This is a genomic window from Novosphingobium nitrogenifigens DSM 19370, from assembly GCF_000192575.1.
Taxonomy (GTDB): domain Bacteria; phylum Pseudomonadota; class Alphaproteobacteria; order Sphingomonadales; family Sphingomonadaceae; genus Novosphingobium; species Novosphingobium nitrogenifigens.
Map to the genome: position 1 here is coordinate 810975 of NZ_GL876933.1, position 19277 is coordinate 830251.

Here is a 19277-nt window from a genome sequence, read left to right on the forward strand (position 1 = left end):
AACGCCCTACCTGCCTTTCATTCGAGTTGAGCCTCAGGTCCGGTCGTTTTGGGCCTCGGCCGCTCGTTCATAGGTCAGCGCGTCGAGAATCTTGGCGCCGCCCATGAACACCGCGACCATCGCGGCAAGGAACAGCATCTTTCCGCCAAAGCCGGGAAACTGGTCGAGATAGATCCGTCCCCGCTCGGCCGCGCCGAGGGCAAGGGCGTAGATGATCGCGAAGGCCTCGATCCGGTTCTTGATGATGAACAGGCGGAGAAGCTTGCGTAGCATGGTTAGGATCCGGTTAATTGTGCAACCTTGGGTGCTGATTTCATTAGCAAAGCCCGTGCCAATGCCCGAATGCCGCGCTCCCGCGCCTGCGAAGGTGTCCCGACTGTAAAGTCGGGCGACATGTTGCCGCCCGACGCACCGTAACGAAAATCAGATCAACTCGTTAAGCCCGGCCTCGTCGAGGAGAGCCCGCCGCGCCGCAATGACGCTTTGGCCAAGACTTTCAGACCCAAGATCAAGGGGATCGATCTGTTCGGGCCAGGTCCGTGCAACGACTTTGGCAAGGGCGTCGATCCGTGCTTCGTCGAGCAGGAAGCGCGGATCGACCGTGGCGGGGTCGGCAACCACCCGCAGGCGCAGGCAAGCCGGGCCACCGCCATTGGCCATCGACTGACGAACGTCGACGGGCAGGACGCGGCGGATCGGACCGTTCGAAGCGAGCATCGCTTCGAGCCAGGTGCGAACCGATGGGGTTTCCCAGGCCTCGAGCGGGATGACGAGACCCATTTCGCCCGACGGCAGCGTCAGCAACTGGGCATTGAAGAGATAGGAACGGATCGCGTCGGACAGGCTGACGGCGCTTGCCGGAACCACGACGATTTCCGCTTCGGGCAGGGCGGCGCGGATCGCGGCATAAGTGCCTTCGGGATCGGCAAAGGCCAGTTCATGGGTGAACAGCACGCGTTCGTTGGCGACGGCGACGACATCGTTGTGAAAGGCGCCTGCCGCGATTGCTTCGGTCGATTGTTCGACGAAGAGCGCGCGTGCGGGATCGAGGCCGTGGAGGCGGGCGACCGCGCGGCTGGCCTGTTCATGCTGGCGTGCGGGGAACAGGCCGCCGGGGCGTCCATAGACGAAGATCTCGAGGCCCGGCGCATCGTGGCGGGCGGCCATGCGCATGTGGTTGGCCGCGCCTTCGTCGCCGAAACAGGCCGGGACCGCGTCATGGACGGCGAAATGGGCCTTGTCGGCAAAGGCGAGACGCAACTGGCGCACGGTGTCGGGCCATTCCTGCGACCGATGCGGCATGGTGACGAGATTGGCGGCAGTCAGGTGGCAACGCGCATCGGTGGTGTCGGGGGCGGGTGAAACCGTTGCGGCATTGGCCGTCCACATCGAGCTTGCCGACCAGGCCGCAGCGCGCAGGCGGGTTTCGGCTGCATCGGCCGGTTCGCGCGCATCGAGGCCGACAGCGGCGAGGAAGGCCGGATTGGGGCGCGGCAGTGGCGCGAAAAAGCCCTGTACCAGTCCCAGATGCAGGTTGTGGCGCATCTTTTCCAACCCTTGCAGCGCGGCGGCGCGGGGATAGGACGTGTCGCCGCCGTGGCTGGCCGAGGCGAGGTTGCCGAGGCTGAGCCCGGCATAGTTGTGGCTGGGGCCGACGAGGCCGTCGAAGTTGATTTCTACAAGCGCCATGAGGTTCTCTCCCGGTTATCAGCGCGCGACGTGCCAGATGGTGTCGCCTGCACTGACGCCCAGTGCGGCAGCCGCGACGGGATCGAGCACCACGCCGTCCGGCCCGTCTTCCGCCAGCTCCCCGTATGCGCAGCGATAGTCGGACAGGCGTCCGGTCGCGACCAGCGCGCGGCGTGCCTGGCCGGTGCCTTCGAGAGCGCGAACATGAGTGACGGTCGCGGTGCGCGCTTCGGCGATCGAGCGCACGCGATCGGTGCGCGCGGTCATGGTCGGCCCGCCGTCGAAAATGTCGACATAGCCCTCGGCGGCAAAGCCTTCCTCTTCGAGCATGCGCATGGCCGCGCGCCCGGTCGGGTGGGGCAGGCCGATCACCTGTCGCGCGCCTTCGGGCAGCATGGCGACATAGACGGGATGCTTGGGCATCAGGTCGGCGATGAACTGGTTGCCGTTGATGGCGTTGAAATAGTCCGCTTCCTGAAAGCTCATGCCGAAGAAGCGCCCGGCAACGCCGTCCCAGAACGGCGATCCGCCGCGTTCGTCGATGATCCCGCGCAGTTCGGCAAGGATGCGATCGGCAAAGCGCCGACGGTGCATGGCGATGAAGAGATAGCGGCTGCGCGCCAGCAGCAGGCCGAGGCCGCCTGCGCGTTCGCCGGGATGAAGGAACAGGCCGCCCACTTCGCTCGATCCTTCAAGATCGGTGACGAGATTGAGCAGTTCGGCACGGAATGTCCGCCCCAGTTCCTTGGAATGCTGGGTCAGCGTGGCGATGCGATAGGAATAGAACGGCCACTGTTGCCCGACGCAGGTGAAGATCTGCGCGGTGCCGCGCACTTCGCCGGTCGTCGTGTCTTCGAGCACGAGGACGAACAGTTCGTCCTTGACCTCGCGGGGGGCGCCTTCCTCGGTATTGCCGAAAGCCGCCGCCGCGCGTTCGAGCTTGGCGGTCAGCGCCTTGCGGTCGGGGGGCAGGTTGGTAAAGCCGCCGCCGGTCAGCTTGGCCATGTCGTACAGGTGTTGCAGGTCGCCGGGCGCAGCGGCGCGGATGCGAAAGCTCATCATTCCCCTCCCGAAAGTCGATGCAGCACAAGCGCCGAGAGCCGTGCCCGTTCGGCAAGCGAAGGCACGATCAGGAACTCGTCCGTTGAATGGATGGCGCCGCCGCGCACGCCCATGGTGTCGACCACGGGAACGCCGCAGGCAGCGATATTGTTGCCGTCGCAGACCCCGCCGGTCGATTGCCAGGCGATCGTCTGGCCCAGGGCCGCCCCGCAATCGCGGACAAGGCCGAACAATCCCTCGGCTTCGGGGGTCAACGGCTTGGGCGGGCGGGAAATGCCGCCGTGGACATGGATGGAAACGCCGTGGGCGGTTTCGATCGCGGCGATCAGGATGGGCAGGGCCGCAGCAAAGGCATCGGCCGCCTCGACCGCGCGGGGGCGGATGTTGAAACGGACAATGGCATGGTCGGGCACCACATTGTTGGCCGAGCCGCCTTCGATCCTGGCCGGGTTGACGGTGATCCCGGCGTTCTCGAGGCCTTTGAGGCGCAGGACGAGATCGGCGGCGGCAACGATCGCGTTGCGGCCTTCCTCGGGATTGCGCCCGGCGTGGGCCGAACGACCGGTGATGATCACTGAATAGTTGCCGCTGCCCGCACGAGCCCCTGCCAGGGTGCCGTCGGGCCGGGCTGAGGGTTCGTAGGTGAGCGCCGCCGCCTTGCCCGCAGCGAGGCGCGCGATCAGCGGGGCCGAGGACAGGCTGCCGGTTTCCTCGTCGGCATTGAGGAGCACGTCATAGCCGACGCCCGTTGCGGCCGGGCTCTGTTCGAACGCGAGCAGGGCTGCCAGAATGACTGCGATCCCGCCTTTCATGTCGGCAACGCCGGGGCCGTTGAGCGTCTCGGCGTCGAGCCAGCGGGTCGTCTGGAACGGATGGTCGATAGGGAACACCGTGTCCATATGCCCGGTCAGCAGATAGCGCCGGTTGGCTTGCGGACGCACCCGCAGGACGAGATTGCGGCCATGGGCAATGGCAACGGCCCGTCCGTCGGCTGCGACCGCCTCGACCGGGGCGGCCTCTTCGAGCTCCACGTCGCCGGGCAGGGCGGCAAAGGCCTCGGCCAGCACGTCGGCTTGTCGGGCAAGGCCGTCGAGATTGCGGGTGCCGGTGTTGATCGCGCTCCACGCCAGGACCTGATCCAGCATCGGCGCGGGGTCGATGCGCGCAAGGCAATCGTGTTCGCTCGTGGAGAGAGTGTGCATTCCTTGCTCTATTATGAGTTCGTTGGAAAAATGCACGGGAGTGCATTTTCAATGCGGCACCGGCCCTCTCCCCCACCCGACCACCCAACGATAGTACCCTGTGGGTGGTCGGGTGGGGAGAGGGCCGGTGCCGCAAATCCGGCTGCTGCCGGATTTCAACGAAACGTCTTAGCGCAGCAGTTGGGTAAGGTGAAGCCACCCCCCTGGTGGGCAGGCACAGGCCGCTGGCCGAGCATACCTATGCAATTGTTCTTGCGCGCGATTGCCAAACGATGCGGGACAAGGCATAGAGGGCTCAGCGTTCCTCCCCAGGATTGCCGATTCACGTCCGGTGCGCCGCTTTTTGGCAGCACCACCATGTTTCGTAAGTCTATGGGAATACAGGATATGACCGATCGCGTTGACCGCTCCGGCCTTCAGGTCGATGCCGCGCTGGCCGCTTTTATCGAAACCGATGTTCTTGGTCCCGTCGGGATCGCTGCTGCCGATTTCTGGGCCGGTTTTGCCGGGCTGGTGGATCGTTTCGTGCCGGTCAATCGCGGCCTGCTGGCACGCCGTGACGAGCTTCAGGCAAAGATCGACGACTGGTATCGCGCTCGCAAGGGGCAGTCGCTCGACGTTGCCGCCCAGCGCGCGTTCCTGAGCGAAATCGGCTATCTGGTTCCCGAACCGGCGCCGTTCGCTATCGCGACGACCAATGTCGATGCGGAAATCGCCACCATGGCCGGGCCGCAGCTGGTCGTTCCGGTTCTCAACGACCGGTTCCTGCTCAATGCGGCCAATGCGCGCTGGGGCAGCCTCTATGACGCGTTCTACGGCACCGATGCGCTCGATGCGGCGCCGGCGCGTCCGGGGGGCTATGACGCCGAACGCGGTGCTGCGGTGATCGCCGCGGCGCGTGCTTTCCTCGACAAGGCCCTGCCGCTCGCGGCCGGGTCGTGGACCGAATGGGACGGCGAAGGCGTTCCCGCGCTTGCCGATCCGACCCAGTTCATTGCCCGCAAGGACGGCGGCCTGCTGTTCCGTCACAACGGCCTCCACATCGAAGTCGTGCTCAACCGCGCAAGCCCGGTCGGCGCGACCGACAAGGCGGGCATTGCCGACGTCGTTCTCGAAGCGGCGCTGACTACGATCGTCGATCTGGAAGACTCGGTCGCGGCAGTCGATGCCGAAGACAAGCTGGTCGCCTATCGCAACTGGCTGGGCCTCATGCGCGGCGATCTCGTCGCCAGCTTCGAAAAGGGCGGGCGCACGATGACCCGTTCGCTCGACGCGGATCGCGTGTGGACAGCGCCTGACGGTTCGACGATTACGCTGTCGGGCCGTAGCCTGCTGTTCGTGCGCAATGTCGGTCATCTCATGACCAACCCGGCGATCCTGCTCGCCGACGGCAGCGAAATCCCCGAAGGGATCATGGACGCGGCGATCACCAGCGCGATCGCGATGCACGATCTCAAGGGGCTGAGCCCCTATCGCAACAGCCGCGAAGGCTCGATCTATATCGTCAAGCCCAAGATGCACGGGCCCGAGGAAGCGGCGTTCACCAACGACCTCTTCGCCGGGGTCGAAGACGTTCTGGGTCTGCCGCGCTTCACCATCAAGGTCGGCGTCATGGACGAGGAACGCCGCACTTCGGCCAACCTTGCCGCCTGTATCGCGGCGGTGAAGGACCGCGTCGTCTTCATCAACACCGGCTTCCTCGACCGTACGGGCGATGAAATCCATACCGCGATGCAGGCCGGCCCGGTGATCCGCAAGGGCGCGATGAAGGCTTCGGCCTGGATCGCGGCCTATGAAGCGCGCAATGTCGCGATCGGTCTTGCCAGCGGCCTGTCGGGCAAGGCGCAGATCGGCAAGGGCATGTGGGCGGCTCCCGACATGATGCGCGACATGCTTGCGCAAAAGATCGGCCATCCCAAGACCGGGGCGAACACCGCCTGGGTTCCCTCGCCGACCGCAGCGACCCTGCATGCGACCCACTATCATGAAATCGACGTTTTTGGTCTGCGCGAAGGCATCGCGGCAGCGGGCATTCCCTCGCTCGACGCGCTGCTGACCGTGCCGTTGGCCGACGGGACCAACTGGTCGCCCGAGGAAGTCGCCGAGGAACTCGACAACAACGCGCAGGGCCTGCTCGGCTATGTCGTGCGCTGGATCGACCAGGGGGTCGGTTGTTCCAAGGTGCCCGACATCAACGATGTCGGCTTGATGGAAGACCGCGCGACCTTGCGCATTTCCAGCCAGCATATCGCCAACTGGCTGCTCCACGGGGTCGTCACGCCCGAGCAGGTTACCGAAAGCCTCCAGCGCATGGCCGCCAAGGTCGACGGGCAGAATGCCGGTGATCCGCTTTACGAACCGATGGCGGGCAACTGGGACACCAGCTTTGCCTTCCGTGCGGCATGCGATCTGGTGTTCAAGGGCGTCGAACAGCCCAGCGGCTACACCGAACCGCTGCTGCACGCCTGGCGGCGCAAGAAGAAGGCGGCGGCGAAAGTGGCCGAACCGGCCTGAGAGTGTCGGTGCCGCTTATCGGAAACTGAATCCGGAACGGTAACGGGGCGCGAGGGGCAAAAGACCCTCGCGCCATCCACAGGATGACACGCGGTGGAGTGCCGGTGATGAACGTTTACGAGGCCATTGGTCAGAGTGTGGAACGCAAGAGCGTCGTCACGCGCGTTCCCAAAGTGGAAGTCCCGGTTGTCGATGTCGCCGCGATCCGCGCGAGCACCGGCTTGTCGCAGAGCGCCTTTGCCCGCAGCATCGGCGTTCCCAAGGGCACCCTGCTCAATTGGGAGCACGGCCGCCGTCGCCCGACCGGCCCGGCGCAAGTGCTTCTCGCGATGATCGCGAAGAAGCCTTCGCTGGTCAGCGAACTGCTGCGCTGACGTGTTTCATGCGTGGCTGTGGACTTGATCCGCAGCCACGTTGGCCTTGCGCAGCAGGCGCGGCACAGTCAGCCCCTGTACGAAAATGGAAAAGGCGACGACGGCAAAGGCCGTGCTGACGAGCGCGTCGTGCTCGGGCAGGGCCTGCGGCGCGCCGAGTGCGAGCGCAAGGGCGAGGGCCCCGCGCAGCCCGCCCCAGACGAGGATGTGCTGGGTCAGGCGGTCGACCGCGATGGGGCTTTTGCGAAAGATCCGTGCGATCGGATAGATCGCCGCAGCCCGGCCCGCGAGCACCGCGACCGTGCCGACCAGCGCGGGCAGCCAGTAACTGGCGATCGGCTGGATCGCCTCGCTGCTGCCGATGAGCAGGAACACCACCGAATTGGCAAGGAATGCGGCGAATTCCCAGAAACGGACGACCGCCTGCCCGCCTTCTTCGGTAAGGTCGCGACCCATGCCCCGGTTGCCGACCAGCATCCCCGCCGACAAGGTGGCGAGCACGCCCGAAACATGCAGTTCCTCGGCCAGCAGGAACGAGCCGTAGGCGGCCAGCATGGTCAGCGTGATTTCGACGAGATGGTCGTCCGAAGGGCGCGCCACCAGCATCAGCGCTCCCCCGACGGCAAGGCCGAGCAGGACCCCGCCGCCGACCGTCGATGCCAGCGCCAGGACCACGCCCGAAGGCGTCGAGGCCTCGCCCGCGATCCATGCCGCAACCAGCGCGAACAGGACCGCCGCCGCACCGTCGTTGATAAGGCTTTCGGCCTCCATCAGGAAGCGCAGCCGCTGATCGGCTTTCTGTTCCTTCATCAGGGCAATGACCGAGACTGGATCGGTCGCGGCGATAAGGCTGCCGAACAGGAGCGAGGCGGGCCATCCCCATGCGGCCAGCCAATGCATGCCCACCGCGACCACGAGCGCCGACAGCAAAGTGCCGCCAAAGGCAATGCTCAGGACCAGCGGGCTTTCCCGTCGAAACTGCGCCCAGCCCAGATGGAGGGCGGCTTCGAAAACCAGTGGGGGCAGCAGCACGGAAAAGACGAGTTCGGGCGTCAGCGCGAGACCGCTGTGAAATCCGAACAGGCTGAGCGCGATTCCCGCAACGACCAGCCCGATCGCATAAGGTTGCGCAAACCGGCGACAGGCGATCGCGACCAGACAGGCGATGAACAGCAACAGGCCGAGCGTGACCGTATCGACATGATGCATGGGATCAGCGTCCCTTCTTGGCGCCGGGGATGATCAGGTCGAGCGCGCCGGGAAGGTCCGGGCCAACGGCACGCGGTTGCAGTCCGTTGTCGGCAACGGCCTTGGCGACTGCGGCCGCAGCGATCTGTTCGGGAGTGGGGCGTGATGGCATGGCGGCCGTCATGCCGGGCACGCCGATGGAGGTCCAGTTCCATCGGTGCGCGGCCCAGATGTTTGTGCGTATGGCGTCGAGCGCGGCCGGGCCGAGCGCCCCGGTCTCGTCGATATCGGCCGGAACGGGGAGCAGCGGGATCCCTGCAGGCGGGACGATCGCGATGCTCCAGTCCTGTGCCTGTGCGGCAATGCGTTCTTCGAGGGCGCGATAGGTGGAGAGCGTCGCACCGGGGAGAGGTGTACCCGCTGCCTGGATCCGATGGGCGGAGCGATCGACGAGAATGGCGTCGGCAGGAACGCCTGCGGCAACAGCAACCATACCCGTGAGCTTTGTCGCGAGTTGCTGGTCCTGCGTCTTGGTCAGCGCGGCAAGCGCTTCGTCAGCTTTGGCGGAGGCCGGATCGATGAGCACCTGATCTGCCTCGATCTCGACCGGCTGGCCGAGGTGGGCGGCAAGGGCTGCCTTGAGGCTCGCGGTGGGCACGGCCTGTTTCCGGGGGGCGATCACGACGGTACGGATGGCGAGCGGCGTGGCCTGAAAATCGATGTCGAGCTGCGTCACGCGGGCGCGTTCACCCATGGTTTCGGTCAGGGTGGAGCGTACCTGTGATGTGATCACGGCTTCGCCCGCGATCCGCTGGAGCGCAAAGCCGAGCGGGACAGCCATGACGACAAAGACCGCGAGGAGGAGGCCAGTCTGAAGCCAGCTCTGCTTGCTCGAGAGAGCGTGGCCGAACCCGTAGAGCCGCGCCATGATCGTGGCCGAGAGGGCAATGGTCACGAAATTGGTGGCAAAGAGCGCAAAGGCGCCCCCGGCAATGGAAGTGTTGGCCGTGGCGAGGCCGAAACCCACAGTAGCGAGCGGGGGCATCAGGGCCGTGGCGATGGCGACGCCGACGATCGTTTCGCCTTTGCCACGGATCAGTGCGAATGTGCCCGCAAGGGCCGAAAACAGCGCCACGACAAGGTCGAACAGATTGGGCTGGGTCCGCGCAAGAATTTCGGGCGTCGCCGATTTCAGCGGAGAGAGCAGCACGATTGCAGCGGTAAACGCGATCGCGAAGGGCACCGCGATACCAAGGGCGACCAGAGAACGGCGCAAGCTGGCGAAATCGAACAGCGCGAGGCCAAAGCCCAGCCCCATGATCGGCCCCATCAATGGGGAGATCAGCATGGCGCCGATGACGACCGCAGGGGAGGATTGCAGCAGGCCGAGTTCGGCAATGCCTGCCGACATCAGCACCATGAAGGCAAAGCGGGGTGTCCAGCCTGCTTCGTCGGCGACCCGCTGCATGACGGCGGGATGATCGACGGTTCCGCTGACATGGCGGCGCCACCACAGGCGCGCGCGGGTCGCATAATGGAAGGTCTCCGGCGCCGGTGACGCCGTGGTTCCGGTGTTGGGCGAGACGGTCATGAGCGTTTGTCCCATCAACTTGCCGTCGGCGCAAATCACTTCGCGCTTGCGGCGGGGCGGATGGGGCGAGGGGCAATGCCCCTCGCGTGGGGTCCTTTCGTTTCGGGTTCGCGCCTATTTCCCGACGGTCTGCTTCAGAACGCGACGGTGGCCGAAAACACTGCCGTACTGCCCGCGATGGACGATCCGTCCTTGGTCGAGGAGAAGTTGGGCTGGAGATAGGCGGCCTTGGCTTCGGAAATGTCGGTGTCGATCCAGGCAAGGCCGAGCGTGACCCGGTTGAATGTCACGTCCGCGCCGAGCATCCAGTCCCAATAACTGCCGGTCGGGGCGACGCTGGTTCCGTTGGGCCCAAGGCCGGGATTGCCCTTGGAATAGCCGACGTGGCCCTTGAGCGTGATCGGGGTATGGGCGATCCCCACTGTGCCGTCGCCCCAGACATAGAGGTTGTCGTGCTTGGACCCGACCCGGCTTTCAGGCGTGTTGGACCAGTTGCCGAGCGCCTGTTGCGAGGGGGCATAGGCGACCCCGACCAGTGCCTTGGCCGGGCCGATCTGCTTGCTGACCTTGATGAAAGGCTCGCCGAAGTCGGTCTTGTCCGCGCCGCCGGGGTACATGTACCAGGTGAGCCCCGCGTCGATGGTGACCCCGCCGATGGTGCGGGCATAGCCGCCGATCACGTCGAATTCGAGATTGGCTCCGCCGAAAGTGCCCCACCCGGCGAGATTCGAGCCCCAGACGCCGAGATAGGCGCCGCTCTTGTGGGTGACAGTGGCACCGGCCTGCACGGCGAAGTGCTTGTCGCTCTGCGAGACGCCGCGCAGGCGGTAATCGGTGACGACAGCGGCGCTGCCGCTGAGCGTGAAATCCTTGGGCGGGTCGGTTTCGTCGGCCAGCGCCGGGGTGGCAAGGGCAAGCAAGGGTGCCGCAGTCGCCAGAACGGCGGCCATGCGGGAAACGCGAAGTGTATCGATCCTGTCCATTGTCGCGGAACTCCTCCGGGATAATCAGAGCACGTCCCTTCTGCGGGTGCCGGATCAGGCCATCCTTTCGAGCGGACCTTGGCAGGTCTGCCCTCGGGCCTTCGTCGCCGGACACGCAGCGATCTTGGACAGCGGGAGTGTCCCGCCGTTTGCCGGTGTGTAAGGAATCATTGCTGGCAGGGCAGGGGCCCGAGAGCGTGGCCGCAGTGTGCCGTTCAGGTCACACCGACGGGTGGGGCGTCAGTTTCCGCCGGTGGTCTTGCCGCCCATGATCCGGGCAATGGCGACGAAGTCGGCAACGTCCAGCGTTTCGGCACGGCGTTGCGGGTCGATGCCGAGCGTTTCGAGCGCATCGAGAGCGCCGGGCAGGCCCTTGAGCGATTGGCGCAGCATCTTGCGGCGCTGACCGAAGGCGGCTTCGGTCACGCGTTCGAGTGTCCGGGCACTGACCCCATCGGGCATCTCGGCCGGTTCGACATGGACGATGGCCGACATGACCTTGGGCGGCGGGGTGAACGCGCTGCGGTGCACTTTCATCGCGATGCGCGGGGTGGCGCGCCACTGCGACAGGATGGCAAGGCGGCCATAGGCATCACTGCCCGTCTTTGCGACGATGCGCTCGGCCACTTCGAGCTGGAACATCAGCGTCAGAGAGCGCCAGCGCGGCGGCCACGCCTGTCCCGACAACCAGCCGGTGAAGAGCCCGGTGCCGACATTGTAGGGGAGGTTGGCGGCAATGTGCCATTCGCCTTCGAACAGGGTCTCGGGCGCGATCTTCATCGCGTCGCCCTCGATCACGCGGAGTTGACCCGGAAAGGCTTCGCCCAGTTCCGCCAGCGCAGGAAGGCAGCGGCGATCCATTTCGATCGCGGTCACGCGCGCGCCGGCACGCAAAAGCGCGCGGGTAAGCCCGCCGGGGCCGGGGCCCACTTCCAGAACGTCCGCTCCGGCAAGCTTGCCTGGAACTGCGGCAATGCGGTCGAGCAGCTGTTCGTCGAACAGGAAATTCTGTCCCAGCGACTTTTGCGCGGACAGGCCGTGGCGCGCGACGACGTCGCGCAAGGGCGGGAGCGTCGGGGGCGTCATTCCGCCGCAGCGGCGGCCCGGCGTGCCGCGCATTGTCCGGCCATGCGGATGGCCGCAACGGTTGCGCCCGAACGTGCCGCGCCGGTCCCGGCAATGCCGAAGGCGGTGCCGTGGTCGGGGGACGTGCGCACAATCGGCAAGCCCAGCGTGACATTCACGCCTTCGTCGAAATCCAGCACCTTGAGCGGGATCAGTGCCTGATCGTGATACATGCACACGGCAAGGTCATAGGCCTGGCGCGCATGGGCATGGAACATGGTGTCGGCGGGCAAGGGGCCGGTGGTGGCAATCCCTGCGGCATTGAGCGCGGCGATCGCGGGCGCGATGATCGTCTGTTCTTCGTGCCCCATGCGACCGTCTTCACCCGCGTGGGGGTTGAGCCCCGCAACGGCAAGGCGCGGTGCGGCGATCCCGAAATCGCGACGCAGCGCAGCTGCCGCAATGGCTGCGCGCGAGCGGATGAGCTCGCTCGTCAGCAGTCCGGGGACGCTTGCCAACGCGACATGGACGGTGATCGGAATGACGCGCAGGTTGGGGCCGGCAAGCATCATCACCGCCTTGGTCGCGCTGATCCCGCAAGCTTCGGCCACGAATTCGGTCTGGCCGGGAAAATCGAAGCCGACTTCGGCGAGACGGCTCTTGGCGATCGGGGCCGTGACGAGAGCCGCCGCCGCGCCGCCGCGCACGAGCCCGGTTGCCATTTCGAGACTGCGCAGGGCGAGCGTCGCTCCGGCCGCATCGGGCTTGCCGGGGGTATAGTCGCCTTCGCCGATGTCGAGCACGGGCAAGGCCTTGTCGAAGGCCTCGAGCGCTTCCTGCGGGGTTGTGACTGCGGTCACCCGCGCATGGAGGCCGCGCTGGCGAGCCGCCTTCTCGATGACCCGCTTTGAGCCGACGACCATGAACGGAGGCAGGTTGTCAGCGCCCGACAGGGCCCAGGCGGCGACCGCCAGTTCCGGGCCGACCCCGGCGGGATCGCCCATGCTGACCGCGAGCGGCAAGGCGGGGTTGGGGACCGGAGACATCGCGCGATCAGTTGTATTCGATGACGGCGTCGCGGCGAAGGTCGCGCAGGTACGTCTGCGCGCGCTTGTTCACGCGGTCGTCCTCGATCTGCGACTGGAGCTGTTCGAAGCTCGGACCGTTTTCAACCTTGGGATCGTCGCGTCCGCACAGCATCAGCACGCGCACGCCGTCCTCGATCGACCCGAACGGGGGCGTCGCTTCGCCGACAGCAAGCTTCAGCACGGTATCCTGCAGCGCGACGGGAAGGTCGCGCGCGCGGATCTGGTCGTTGGCAACGACGCTGGCGCCGATCTGCGTGGCGGCGGCATCGACCTGGCCGCAGCCGTGGATCGCCTTGACCACCTTGGCAAATTCCGCCGCCTTGGCCGCGGCATCCTTTTCAGCGGTGCCCTTGGGGAACGTGATCGAGACCTGCTTGAGGCTGAGGATCGAGTCGCGCGCGTCTGCGGTCAGCACCTGACGCTTGTCGATCACGTAAATGATCGAATACCCGCCGGCGAGAGCGATCGGCCCGGCCAGCTGACCGGGACCCATCGTCGTTGCGCTGGTGGCCAGTTCCTGGGGCAACTGGACAAGACGGATCCAGCCCAGGTCGCCGCCGACCGCCGCCGTCGAGGCTTCGGAGAACTGGCGGGCATAGGCGGTGAAGCTGCCGCCTTTCTTCAACTGCTCGACGATCTTGTCTGCGTTGGCGAGAACCTGAGAGCGGTTTTCGTCGGTGGCGGACAGGAAGATTTCGCCGATGTGGTATTCCTCGGTGCCCTTGGCCGCCTTCATCCGGTCCATCATTTCGCGGACTTCGGAATCCGAAACGTTGATATAGGGCTGGACGTTGCGGCGAAGCAGGCGCTGCCAGGCCATTTCACCCTTGATCTGGCGCTTGAGCGAAGCGGCGGACGATCCGATCGAGGTCAGGTACTTTTCGAGCGCGGCGGTGTTCTGGCCGAAATTCTGCTGGGCGACGCGGTCGAACGACTGGTTCACTTCCTCTTCGTCGATTTCGATGCCGACGCCCTTGGCTTCCTGGATCTGGAGCGTTTCGTCGATCAGGTTGCGCAGGACCTGCGCGCGCAGGCGTTCCTGTTCCTCGGCTGGGATCTTGTTGCCGCCGCCGTTGGCATTGATGATCAGCGCAAGGCGCTGGTCGATGTCGGTGCCGGTGATGATCTCGCCGTTGACGATCGCGGTGGCACGGCGATGGTTGGGGTCCATCTTGCCGAAGAATTTGGGATTGGTCGGCAGGTTGAGATTGCCGTCAAGATCGGTCGTGGTCGCAGGCGCCTCTACCGGGACATCCTGCGCAACGGCGATCGAGGTCGCAAGCGGGCCAGCGAGAGTGATGCCCAGCATCAGCGTCATGCGCAGGGTTACGCGTCCGGAGGCGGGCAGCAGGCGAAGGACGGCATTCATGGCAATTCGTCGTTCCTGTTCGATGCACCGGGCGCAGACGACCGGGCAAGGGCGCGTAACCTGCCGGGTGCTTTTCCGGACTTTGACAAGACCGGCTTAACCCAAGCTTAGTGCCGGGGCGATAGCCGGTTTGTCCCGGCGAGGGAAGTTCGCCGGGGAAAAAGAGCGCAAGCCCTTTTCGTGTCTCGTTTTCCTTTGATCAGCGCGAACCGATGTTCCGAAGCGAAAGGCTGAGGAGATAGGAGTTGCCGCGCACGACGTCGCCCGTGGTGACATAGTCGCGCCGCCACGTGAACGCGAGGTCGAGACACCCGTCGGTATAGGCGACCCCAAGCCGGTGACGCAGCATTTCAAAGCCGTTCGATCCGTTGATGGGATCGTCCTGCTTCGTTGTCAGGTTGACGACCGCCGAGCCGAACACAGACCAGTAGCGGGTGATCGCCGCGCGGGCGGAGGCAAGCAGTTCCTTGTTGTCCTGCAAATCCTCGTAGGTCGTCGGGATACTGCGGTTGAGCGCCATGTAGCCGACCTCGACATAGGTCCGGTGGTTGCCGATGGTCGCGTCGATTTCGTTGCGACGCACTTCCAGCGTGTTCTTGTCGAGCTGGAACCGCTCGGTCAGCTTGATGATGTCGCGGAAGCGGATTTCGGTGCGTCCGACGATGTCCGACACTTTCGCGCCGAGACCGGTGCCGTCGGGAACGAGATCGGTCTGGTCCTTGAATCGATAGGACTGCCCGATCGTCGTCGAGATGCGCCAGCCCGGCAGGTCGAGCCGCCAGTCGAAACCGTAGGTCACGCGCACGCCGTCTTCGACGCGGTCGTAACCGGGATACCGGTTCAGTGCGAATATGTTGTAGTCCTCAAGCTCGATCGAGCGCGAGTCCTCGTTGGGAATGGCAAGGTTGCGGATATGCGGCGTGGCGACGATCTGGACACGCGGGGTCAGTACCTGGGTGCCGCCGAACAGCGTGCCGACCAAAGCCCACTTCATGTCGATCGCTGCCGTCGCGATCCCGCGCGCCTGCCAGCCGGGCAAGCCCTGATACAGGGTGTTGGTGGTGAGCGAGTTGCCCGAACTGTGATAGATGTCGCCGCGCAGCAGCGTGGTAAAGGTCACTTCCTGCCCGCCGGGAAGGATGCGGTGGAGATCCCACTGCACCCGGGCCAGCGCGCGCTGGGTATCCTGTCCCGACGAACGGGTCAGGGCCAGCGAGTTGACCTCGACCTCGAGCTTGCCGCCGATGCCGGGCATGTCATAGCGGTGGCGGTAATCCAGGCTGGGCAGGGCAAAGGGCACCAGCCCCTGCACGTCGTTGACCCGGATCGCCTGAACCGCCCACCCTGCAAGGCTGAAATAGGAATTGGAATCGATGCGTTCGAGATTGACCGACGAGCGCAGGCGGTCATCGGCGGAAATGTCGTAACGGCGCAGGAACGTGCGGTCGGAGACGTAGCGGCCGTATGCAGTCACGCTCCACTTCTCGTCGAGCTGGAAGCGGCCGTTCGCCTCGATATAGCCACGCCAGTCGTACTGGCCGTTGCCCACGGTGACGGTGGAGCCGTTGGCATCGGTGGTCGCGTCGTTCTGGCGGCTGCGGGTGAGGTAGCCGGTGACCTGGAACGCGCCGTTGGATGTCAGCTGGCGATAGCGCCCGGTGATCATCGGCAGGCCCTTGGTAAAGAGCGTACCGGTGACCGCGAGGTCCTTGTTGTTGGCAAAGCGCCAGTAATAGGTGCTGCCGATCTGGGCGCCGTTCGACGAGCCGAGGCGGAAGTCGGGAACGAGCAGGCCGCTGGTGCTGCGGAAGTCGACCGTGTGGCCAAGTCCGGGCAGGGGCAGCAGCGGAATGCCGAAGACCCGCAGTTTCGCCCCGTAATAGCGCACCATCTTGTCCGAGGCGCGATAGGTGATGCGGACTGCGGTGATTTCCCAGCTGGGATGGCGCGGGCAATTGTCGGAATCGACGACGTCGCAGCCGGTATAGGCCCCGCCGCGCAGCACCATGTTGCCCGCATCGTCGCGCTGGGCCGACTTGGCGGCAAGACGGCCGCCTTCGTGCAGGACGAACAGGAGGTCTTCGGTCGCGCCCGCCTTGAACTCGTCGGTCAGTTCGAGGTGGTCGGCATAGAGGACATTGCCGTCTTCGTCGACGAAGCGGACATTGCCCGCCGCCATGATCTGCCCGGTCTTGCGGTTCCACGTCACGGTGTCCGCGCGGACGCTCTGGTCGGCGCGATGGGCGACGACATTGCCCGATGCTGTGACCAGCTCGGCATCGTTGTCGTAATTGACCTTGTCCGCCTGGAACCGGATCGTTTCGTCCTTGGCGGGGGTGGGGGCGCCGTTGCTTTCGGTGTCGCTGCCCGAATCGGAAGGATCGGGCGCGGCCGTCGGCGCGGGTTCTTTCAGCGCGGCCGCATAAGCAGGCAAAGCGCCCATCATGCCCGCAAAAGCGAGGCAGGCAGCCACATGGCGCGCCCGCAAGCGATCGGAAAAGGCTTGCGGCTGCGGCCGCGTCAGGGGTTGCATGCGCTTGCCTATCGCACCGGTGCGCCTTAACTGCAAACCCACAATTTGCGGTATTCCCCTGTCTTCGGCGGTTCGCGCGCAAGCGTTGCACCGGGTCCACAGGCGGCACTGCCGATGAGGAGCGCCAAGCATGACTATCGTTTTCGCCTCTGCAGGGGATGTTCGCCCCCGTCTTGTCGCGCGGCTCGTCGCCGAAGGGCAGTTTCCGGCCGATTGTGCCGGGACCGTGCGCGAAGCGGCCGAAGCGGCCCGTTTCGCGGGCAAGGTCGGGCAGGTTTTTGAAACCTTTTCGTCTGGGGATCAAGGGCTTGAGCGTCTCGCCCTCGCCGGGATCGGCAAGGGTTCCGGGGCTGATCGCCCCGCGGCTCTTGAACGCGCGGGCGGCGCTCTGGTCGCCAAGTACCTGACTTCGGGCGAAACCGCGCTGGGAATCGATTTTGCCGGTTCGGCCCTGACGGCGGCCGAGGCGGTTGCGGTCCTTCTGGCCGCGCGCCTGCGCTCGTGGCGCTGGGACGCCTACAAGACGCGCCTCTCTGCCGAACAGAAGCCCTCCCTCGAACGCATCGTCGCGATCGGCGCCCCCGAAGGGACGCAAGCCCTGTGGCAGGTCGAGGCCGCGCTTGCGACCGGCATTGAATTTGCTCGCGAACTGGTGACCGAACCGGCCAACATTATCTATCCCGAAAGCTTCGTTGCCCGCTGCAAGGATCGCTTTGCGACGACCGGCATCGAGATCGTCGTGCTCGACAAGGCGGAACTCGAAGCGCTCGGCATGGGCGCGCTGCTCGGTGTGGCGCAAGGGTCGGTGCGCGAACCGCGCGTGCTGGCGCTGCGCTGGAAAGGCCGTGCGGGTGCCCGTCCCACTGCGTTCGTGGGCAAGGGCGTGACGTTCGACACCGGCGGCATTTCGATCAAGCCGGCCGCCGGGATGGAAGACATGAAGTGGGACATGGGCGGCGCAGCGGCAGTTGCCGGTGCCATGCTGGCGATTGCCCTGCGCAAGGCCGAAGCCGACGTGATCGGCGTCGTCGGTCTGGTCGAGAACATGCCCGACGGCAATGCGCAGCGCCCCGGCGACGTCGTCACCTCGCTTTCGGGCCAGACAATCGAAGTCATCAACACCGATGCCGAAGGGCGGCTGGTGCTGTGCGACGTGCTGACCTGGGTCCAGCGCACGTATGCTCCGGCCACGATCGTCGATCTCGCCACACTGACCGGCGCGATGATCATTTCGCTGGGGCATGAATATGGCGGCATGTTCGCGAACGACGACCTGCTCGCGGCGGGGCTCGACGCGGCGGGCAAGGCCAGCGGGGACAAGCTCTGGCGTTTCCCGCTCGGCTCTGCCTATGACAAGCTGATCGACAGCCCGATCGCCGACATGAAGAACGTCGGCCCGCGCTATGGCGGCTCGATCACGGCGGCGCAGTTCCTGCAGCGTTACGTCGAGGACGGCGTCGCCTGGGCCCATCTCGACATTGCCGGGATGGTCTGGTCCGACAAGGCCGGGGCGACGCACGACAAGGGCGCGACCGGGTTCGGCGTGCGCCTGCTCGATCGCTACGTCCGCGACGTTCTCGAAGCCTGACAGCGAAAGGCGGGCGAGCACGGCGATGCGCGTCGATTTCTATCAATTGACGCGCGATCCGGCCGAACAGGTCGTGCCGTTGATCGCCCGCAACACGCTCGGCGCGGGCGAGCGGCTGCTGGTCGTGTCCGACGACGAGCAGCAGCTTGCCCGGATCAGCGCCGGGCTGTGGCAGAAGATCCCCGATTCGTTCCTGGCCCACGGCCTTGCCGGCGGGCCCCACGATGCGCGTCAGCCGATTTTGCTGGGCAAGGCGCCGCAGGGCGACAACGGTGCGCGGTTCCTGGCGCTGGCCGACGGCGTCTGGCGCGAGAGCGAGGGGATGCAGCGGGTTTTCCTGCTGTTCCCGCCTGAACGGATCGACGACGCGCGCCGGACATGGCGCCTGCTCGGCCAGCGTGAGGGCGTCGAGCGCCGATACTGGCGTCAGGACGGCGGAAAATGGCGCGAGGGGCCCTGAGGGGCGGCTCGAAACTCCGGCACAGAAATGTGCCCGTACCTTGCGATTTGGCGGTTTCCCGGGTAGGGGCCCGCGCGACAGCCGACCCTCTTGGCTTCCTCACCACTTGCAAGGATATTCATCATGGCGGTTACCCGCACGTTCTCGATCATCAAGCCCGATGCCACCCGCCGCAACCTGACCGGCGCCGTGACCAAGATGCTTGAAGAAGCCGGCCTGCGCGTGGTCGCTTCGAAGCGTATCCAGATGAGCCGCGAACAGGCTGAAGGCTTCTACGCCGTTCACAAGGAACGCCCCTTCTTCAACGACCTCGTCGAATTCATGATCTCGGGCCCGGTCGTCGTGCAGGTTCTCGAAGGTGAAGACGCCGTGAAGCGCAACCGCGACATCATGGGCGCCACCAACCCGGCCAATGCCGACGCAGGCACCATCCGCAAGGAACTGGCCGAATCGATCGAAGCCAACTCGGTCCACGGTTCGGACTCGGAAGAAAACGCCGCGATCGAAATCGCGTACTTCTTCAAGCCGGAAGAAATCGTCGGCTGATTTTGTCGGGCGGGCGGGGGTCATC

General features: G+C 65.5%; 16 protein-coding genes. 5 read left to right on the forward strand and 11 right to left on the reverse strand.

Annotated features, from left to right (window positions below):
- Window positions 1–33: 33 nt before the first annotated feature.
- The 4 genes from Y88_RS13740 to Y88_RS13755 all read right to left on the reverse strand — a co-directional run bounded on the left by Y88_RS13740 (window position 34) and on the right by Y88_RS13755 (window position 3953).
- Window positions 34–273, reverse strand: a complete 240-nt coding sequence (locus tag Y88_RS13740; RefSeq protein WP_008070280.1) for a hypothetical protein — start codon at window positions 271–273, stop codon at window positions 34–36.
- 150 nt (window positions 274–423) lie between these two features.
- A complete protein-coding gene (locus tag Y88_RS13745; RefSeq protein WP_008070281.1) occupies window positions 424–1689 on the reverse strand; it encodes an N-succinylarginine dihydrolase in 1266 nt (421 codons plus the stop codon).
- An 18-nt stretch (window positions 1690–1707) separates the two neighbouring features.
- The gene (locus Y88_RS13750) at window positions 1708–2748 is read right to left on the reverse strand and encodes an arginine N-succinyltransferase (protein ID WP_018075447.1); all 1041 of its coding nucleotides are present in this window, start codon (window positions 2746–2748) and stop codon (window positions 1708–1710) included.
- On the reverse strand, window positions 2748–3953 hold the full coding sequence (locus Y88_RS13755) for a hydrolase (protein WP_018075446.1): 1206 nt from the start codon (window positions 3951–3953) through the stop codon (window positions 2748–2750). Before Y88_RS13755 ends, Y88_RS13750 begins: the two co-directional genes overlap by 1 nt.
- A 387-nt stretch (window positions 3954–4340) precedes the next feature.
- Between Y88_RS13755 and Y88_RS13760 the strand changes: the two genes are divergently transcribed.
- Both Y88_RS13760 and Y88_RS13765 read left to right on the forward strand, forming a co-directional pair.
- Window positions 4341–6467 (forward strand): malate synthase G, encoded by a 2127-nt coding sequence (locus Y88_RS13760; protein WP_008070286.1) that lies wholly within the window; start codon window positions 4341–4343, stop codon window positions 6465–6467.
- A 107-nt stretch (window positions 6468–6574) separates the two neighbouring features.
- A complete protein-coding gene (locus tag Y88_RS13765; protein WP_018075445.1) occupies window positions 6575–6841 on the forward strand; it encodes a helix-turn-helix domain-containing protein in 267 nt (88 codons plus the stop codon).
- Between the two features lie 6 nt (window positions 6842–6847).
- On the opposite strand, the gene Y88_RS13770 is transcribed toward Y88_RS13765, so the two are convergent.
- The 7 genes from Y88_RS13770 to Y88_RS13800 all read right to left on the reverse strand — a co-directional run bounded on the left by Y88_RS13770 (window position 6848) and on the right by Y88_RS13800 (window position 16658).
- Window positions 6848–8050: a cation:proton antiporter gene (locus Y88_RS13770; protein WP_008070289.1), complete on the reverse strand. Its 1203-nt coding sequence runs from the start codon at window positions 8048–8050 to the stop codon at window positions 6848–6850.
- A gap of 4 nt (window positions 8051–8054) precedes the next feature.
- The gene (locus Y88_RS13775) at window positions 8055–9635 is read right to left on the reverse strand and encodes a DUF389 domain-containing protein (protein WP_232281072.1); all 1581 of its coding nucleotides are present in this window, start codon (window positions 9633–9635) and stop codon (window positions 8055–8057) included.
- A 119-nt stretch (window positions 9636–9754) separates the two neighbouring features.
- Window positions 9755–10603 carry a TorF family putative porin gene (locus Y88_RS13780; protein WP_008070293.1) on the reverse strand — a complete coding sequence of 283 codons (849 nt, stop codon included), beginning with the start codon at window positions 10601–10603 and terminating at the stop codon, window positions 9755–9757.
- A gap of 240 nt (window positions 10604–10843) precedes the next feature.
- Window positions 10844–11689, reverse strand: coding sequence for a 16S rRNA (adenine(1518)-N(6)/adenine(1519)-N(6))-dimethyltransferase RsmA (rsmA, locus tag Y88_RS13785; RefSeq protein ID WP_008070295.1), 846 nt, complete (start codon window positions 11687–11689; stop codon window positions 10844–10846).
- Window positions 11686–12714: a 4-hydroxythreonine-4-phosphate dehydrogenase PdxA gene (gene pdxA / locus Y88_RS13790; protein ID WP_008070296.1), complete on the reverse strand. Its 1029-nt coding sequence runs from the start codon at window positions 12712–12714 to the stop codon at window positions 11686–11688. Before pdxA ends, rsmA begins: the two co-directional genes overlap by 4 nt.
- Before the next feature lie 7 nt (window positions 12715–12721).
- Complete coding sequence (locus Y88_RS13795; protein WP_008070298.1) at window positions 12722–14125, reverse strand: peptidylprolyl isomerase; 1404 nt, start codon at window positions 14123–14125, stop codon at window positions 12722–12724.
- A gap of 199 nt (window positions 14126–14324) precedes the next feature.
- The gene (locus tag Y88_RS13800) at window positions 14325–16658 is read right to left on the reverse strand and encodes an LPS-assembly protein LptD (protein WP_008070300.1); all 2334 of its coding nucleotides are present in this window, start codon (window positions 16656–16658) and stop codon (window positions 14325–14327) included.
- A 130-nt stretch (window positions 16659–16788) separates the two neighbouring features.
- Here Y88_RS13800 and Y88_RS13805 point away from each other — a divergent pair, with 130 nt between their 5' ends.
- From Y88_RS13805 to ndk, 3 genes are all read left to right on the forward strand, one after another.
- Window positions 16789–18246: a leucyl aminopeptidase gene (locus tag Y88_RS13805; protein ID WP_008070301.1), complete on the forward strand. Its 1458-nt coding sequence runs from the start codon at window positions 16789–16791 to the stop codon at window positions 18244–18246.
- A 25-nt stretch (window positions 18247–18271) separates the two neighbouring features.
- Window positions 18272–18706, forward strand: coding sequence for a DNA polymerase III subunit chi (locus Y88_RS13810; RefSeq protein ID WP_008070303.1), 435 nt, complete (start codon window positions 18272–18274; stop codon window positions 18704–18706).
- Window positions 18707–18829: 123 nt separating this feature from the next.
- Complete coding sequence (gene ndk / locus Y88_RS13815; protein ID WP_008070305.1) at window positions 18830–19252, forward strand: nucleoside-diphosphate kinase; 423 nt, start codon at window positions 18830–18832, stop codon at window positions 19250–19252.
- Window positions 19253–19277: the final 25 nt, after the last annotated feature.

Bases quoted from the DNA above. Each gene is read 5' to 3' on its own strand.
- Y88_RS13780 (WP_008070293.1), bottom strand. From the start codon at position 10,603: ATGGACAGGATCGATACACTTCGCGTTTCCCGCATGGCCGCCGTTCTG.
- Y88_RS13750 (WP_018075447.1), bottom strand. From the start codon at position 2,748: ATGAGCTTTCGCATCCGCGCCGCTGCGCCCGGCGACCTGCAACACCTG.
- pdxA (WP_008070296.1), bottom strand. From the start codon at position 12,714: ATGTCTCCGGTCCCCAACCCCGCCTTGCCGCTCGCGGTCAGCATGGGC.
- ndk (WP_008070305.1), top strand. From the start codon at position 18,830: ATGGCGGTTACCCGCACGTTCTCGATCATCAAGCCCGATGCCACCCGC.
- Y88_RS13800 (WP_008070300.1), bottom strand. From the start codon at position 16,658: ATGCAACCCCTGACGCGGCCGCAGCCGCAAGCCTTTTCCGATCGCTTG.
- Y88_RS13740 (WP_008070280.1), bottom strand. From the start codon at position 273: ATGCTACGCAAGCTTCTCCGCCTGTTCATCATCAAGAACCGGATCGAG.
- rsmA (WP_008070295.1), bottom strand. From the start codon at position 11,689: ATGACGCCCCCGACGCTCCCGCCCTTGCGCGACGTCGTCGCGCGCCAC.
- Y88_RS13755 (WP_018075446.1), bottom strand. From the start codon at position 3,953: ATGCACACTCTCTCCACGAGCGAACACGATTGCCTTGCGCGCATCGAC.
- Y88_RS13795 (WP_008070298.1), bottom strand. From the start codon at position 14,125: ATGAATGCCGTCCTTCGCCTGCTGCCCGCCTCCGGACGCGTAACCCTG.
- Y88_RS13765 (WP_018075445.1), top strand. From the start codon at position 6,575: ATGAACGTTTACGAGGCCATTGGTCAGAGTGTGGAACGCAAGAGCGTC.
- Y88_RS13805 (WP_008070301.1), top strand. From the start codon at position 16,789: ATGACTATCGTTTTCGCCTCTGCAGGGGATGTTCGCCCCCGTCTTGTC.
- Y88_RS13745 (WP_008070281.1), bottom strand. From the start codon at position 1,689: ATGGCGCTTGTAGAAATCAACTTCGACGGCCTCGTCGGCCCCAGCCAC.
- Y88_RS13770 (WP_008070289.1), bottom strand. From the start codon at position 8,050: ATGCATCATGTCGATACGGTCACGCTCGGCCTGTTGCTGTTCATCGCC.
- Y88_RS13775 (WP_232281072.1), bottom strand. From the start codon at position 9,635: ATGGGACAAACGCTCATGACCGTCTCGCCCAACACCGGAACCACGGCG.
- Y88_RS13810 (WP_008070303.1), top strand. From the start codon at position 18,272: ATGCGCGTCGATTTCTATCAATTGACGCGCGATCCGGCCGAACAGGTC.
- Y88_RS13760 (WP_008070286.1), top strand. From the start codon at position 4,341: ATGACCGATCGCGTTGACCGCTCCGGCCTTCAGGTCGATGCCGCGCTG.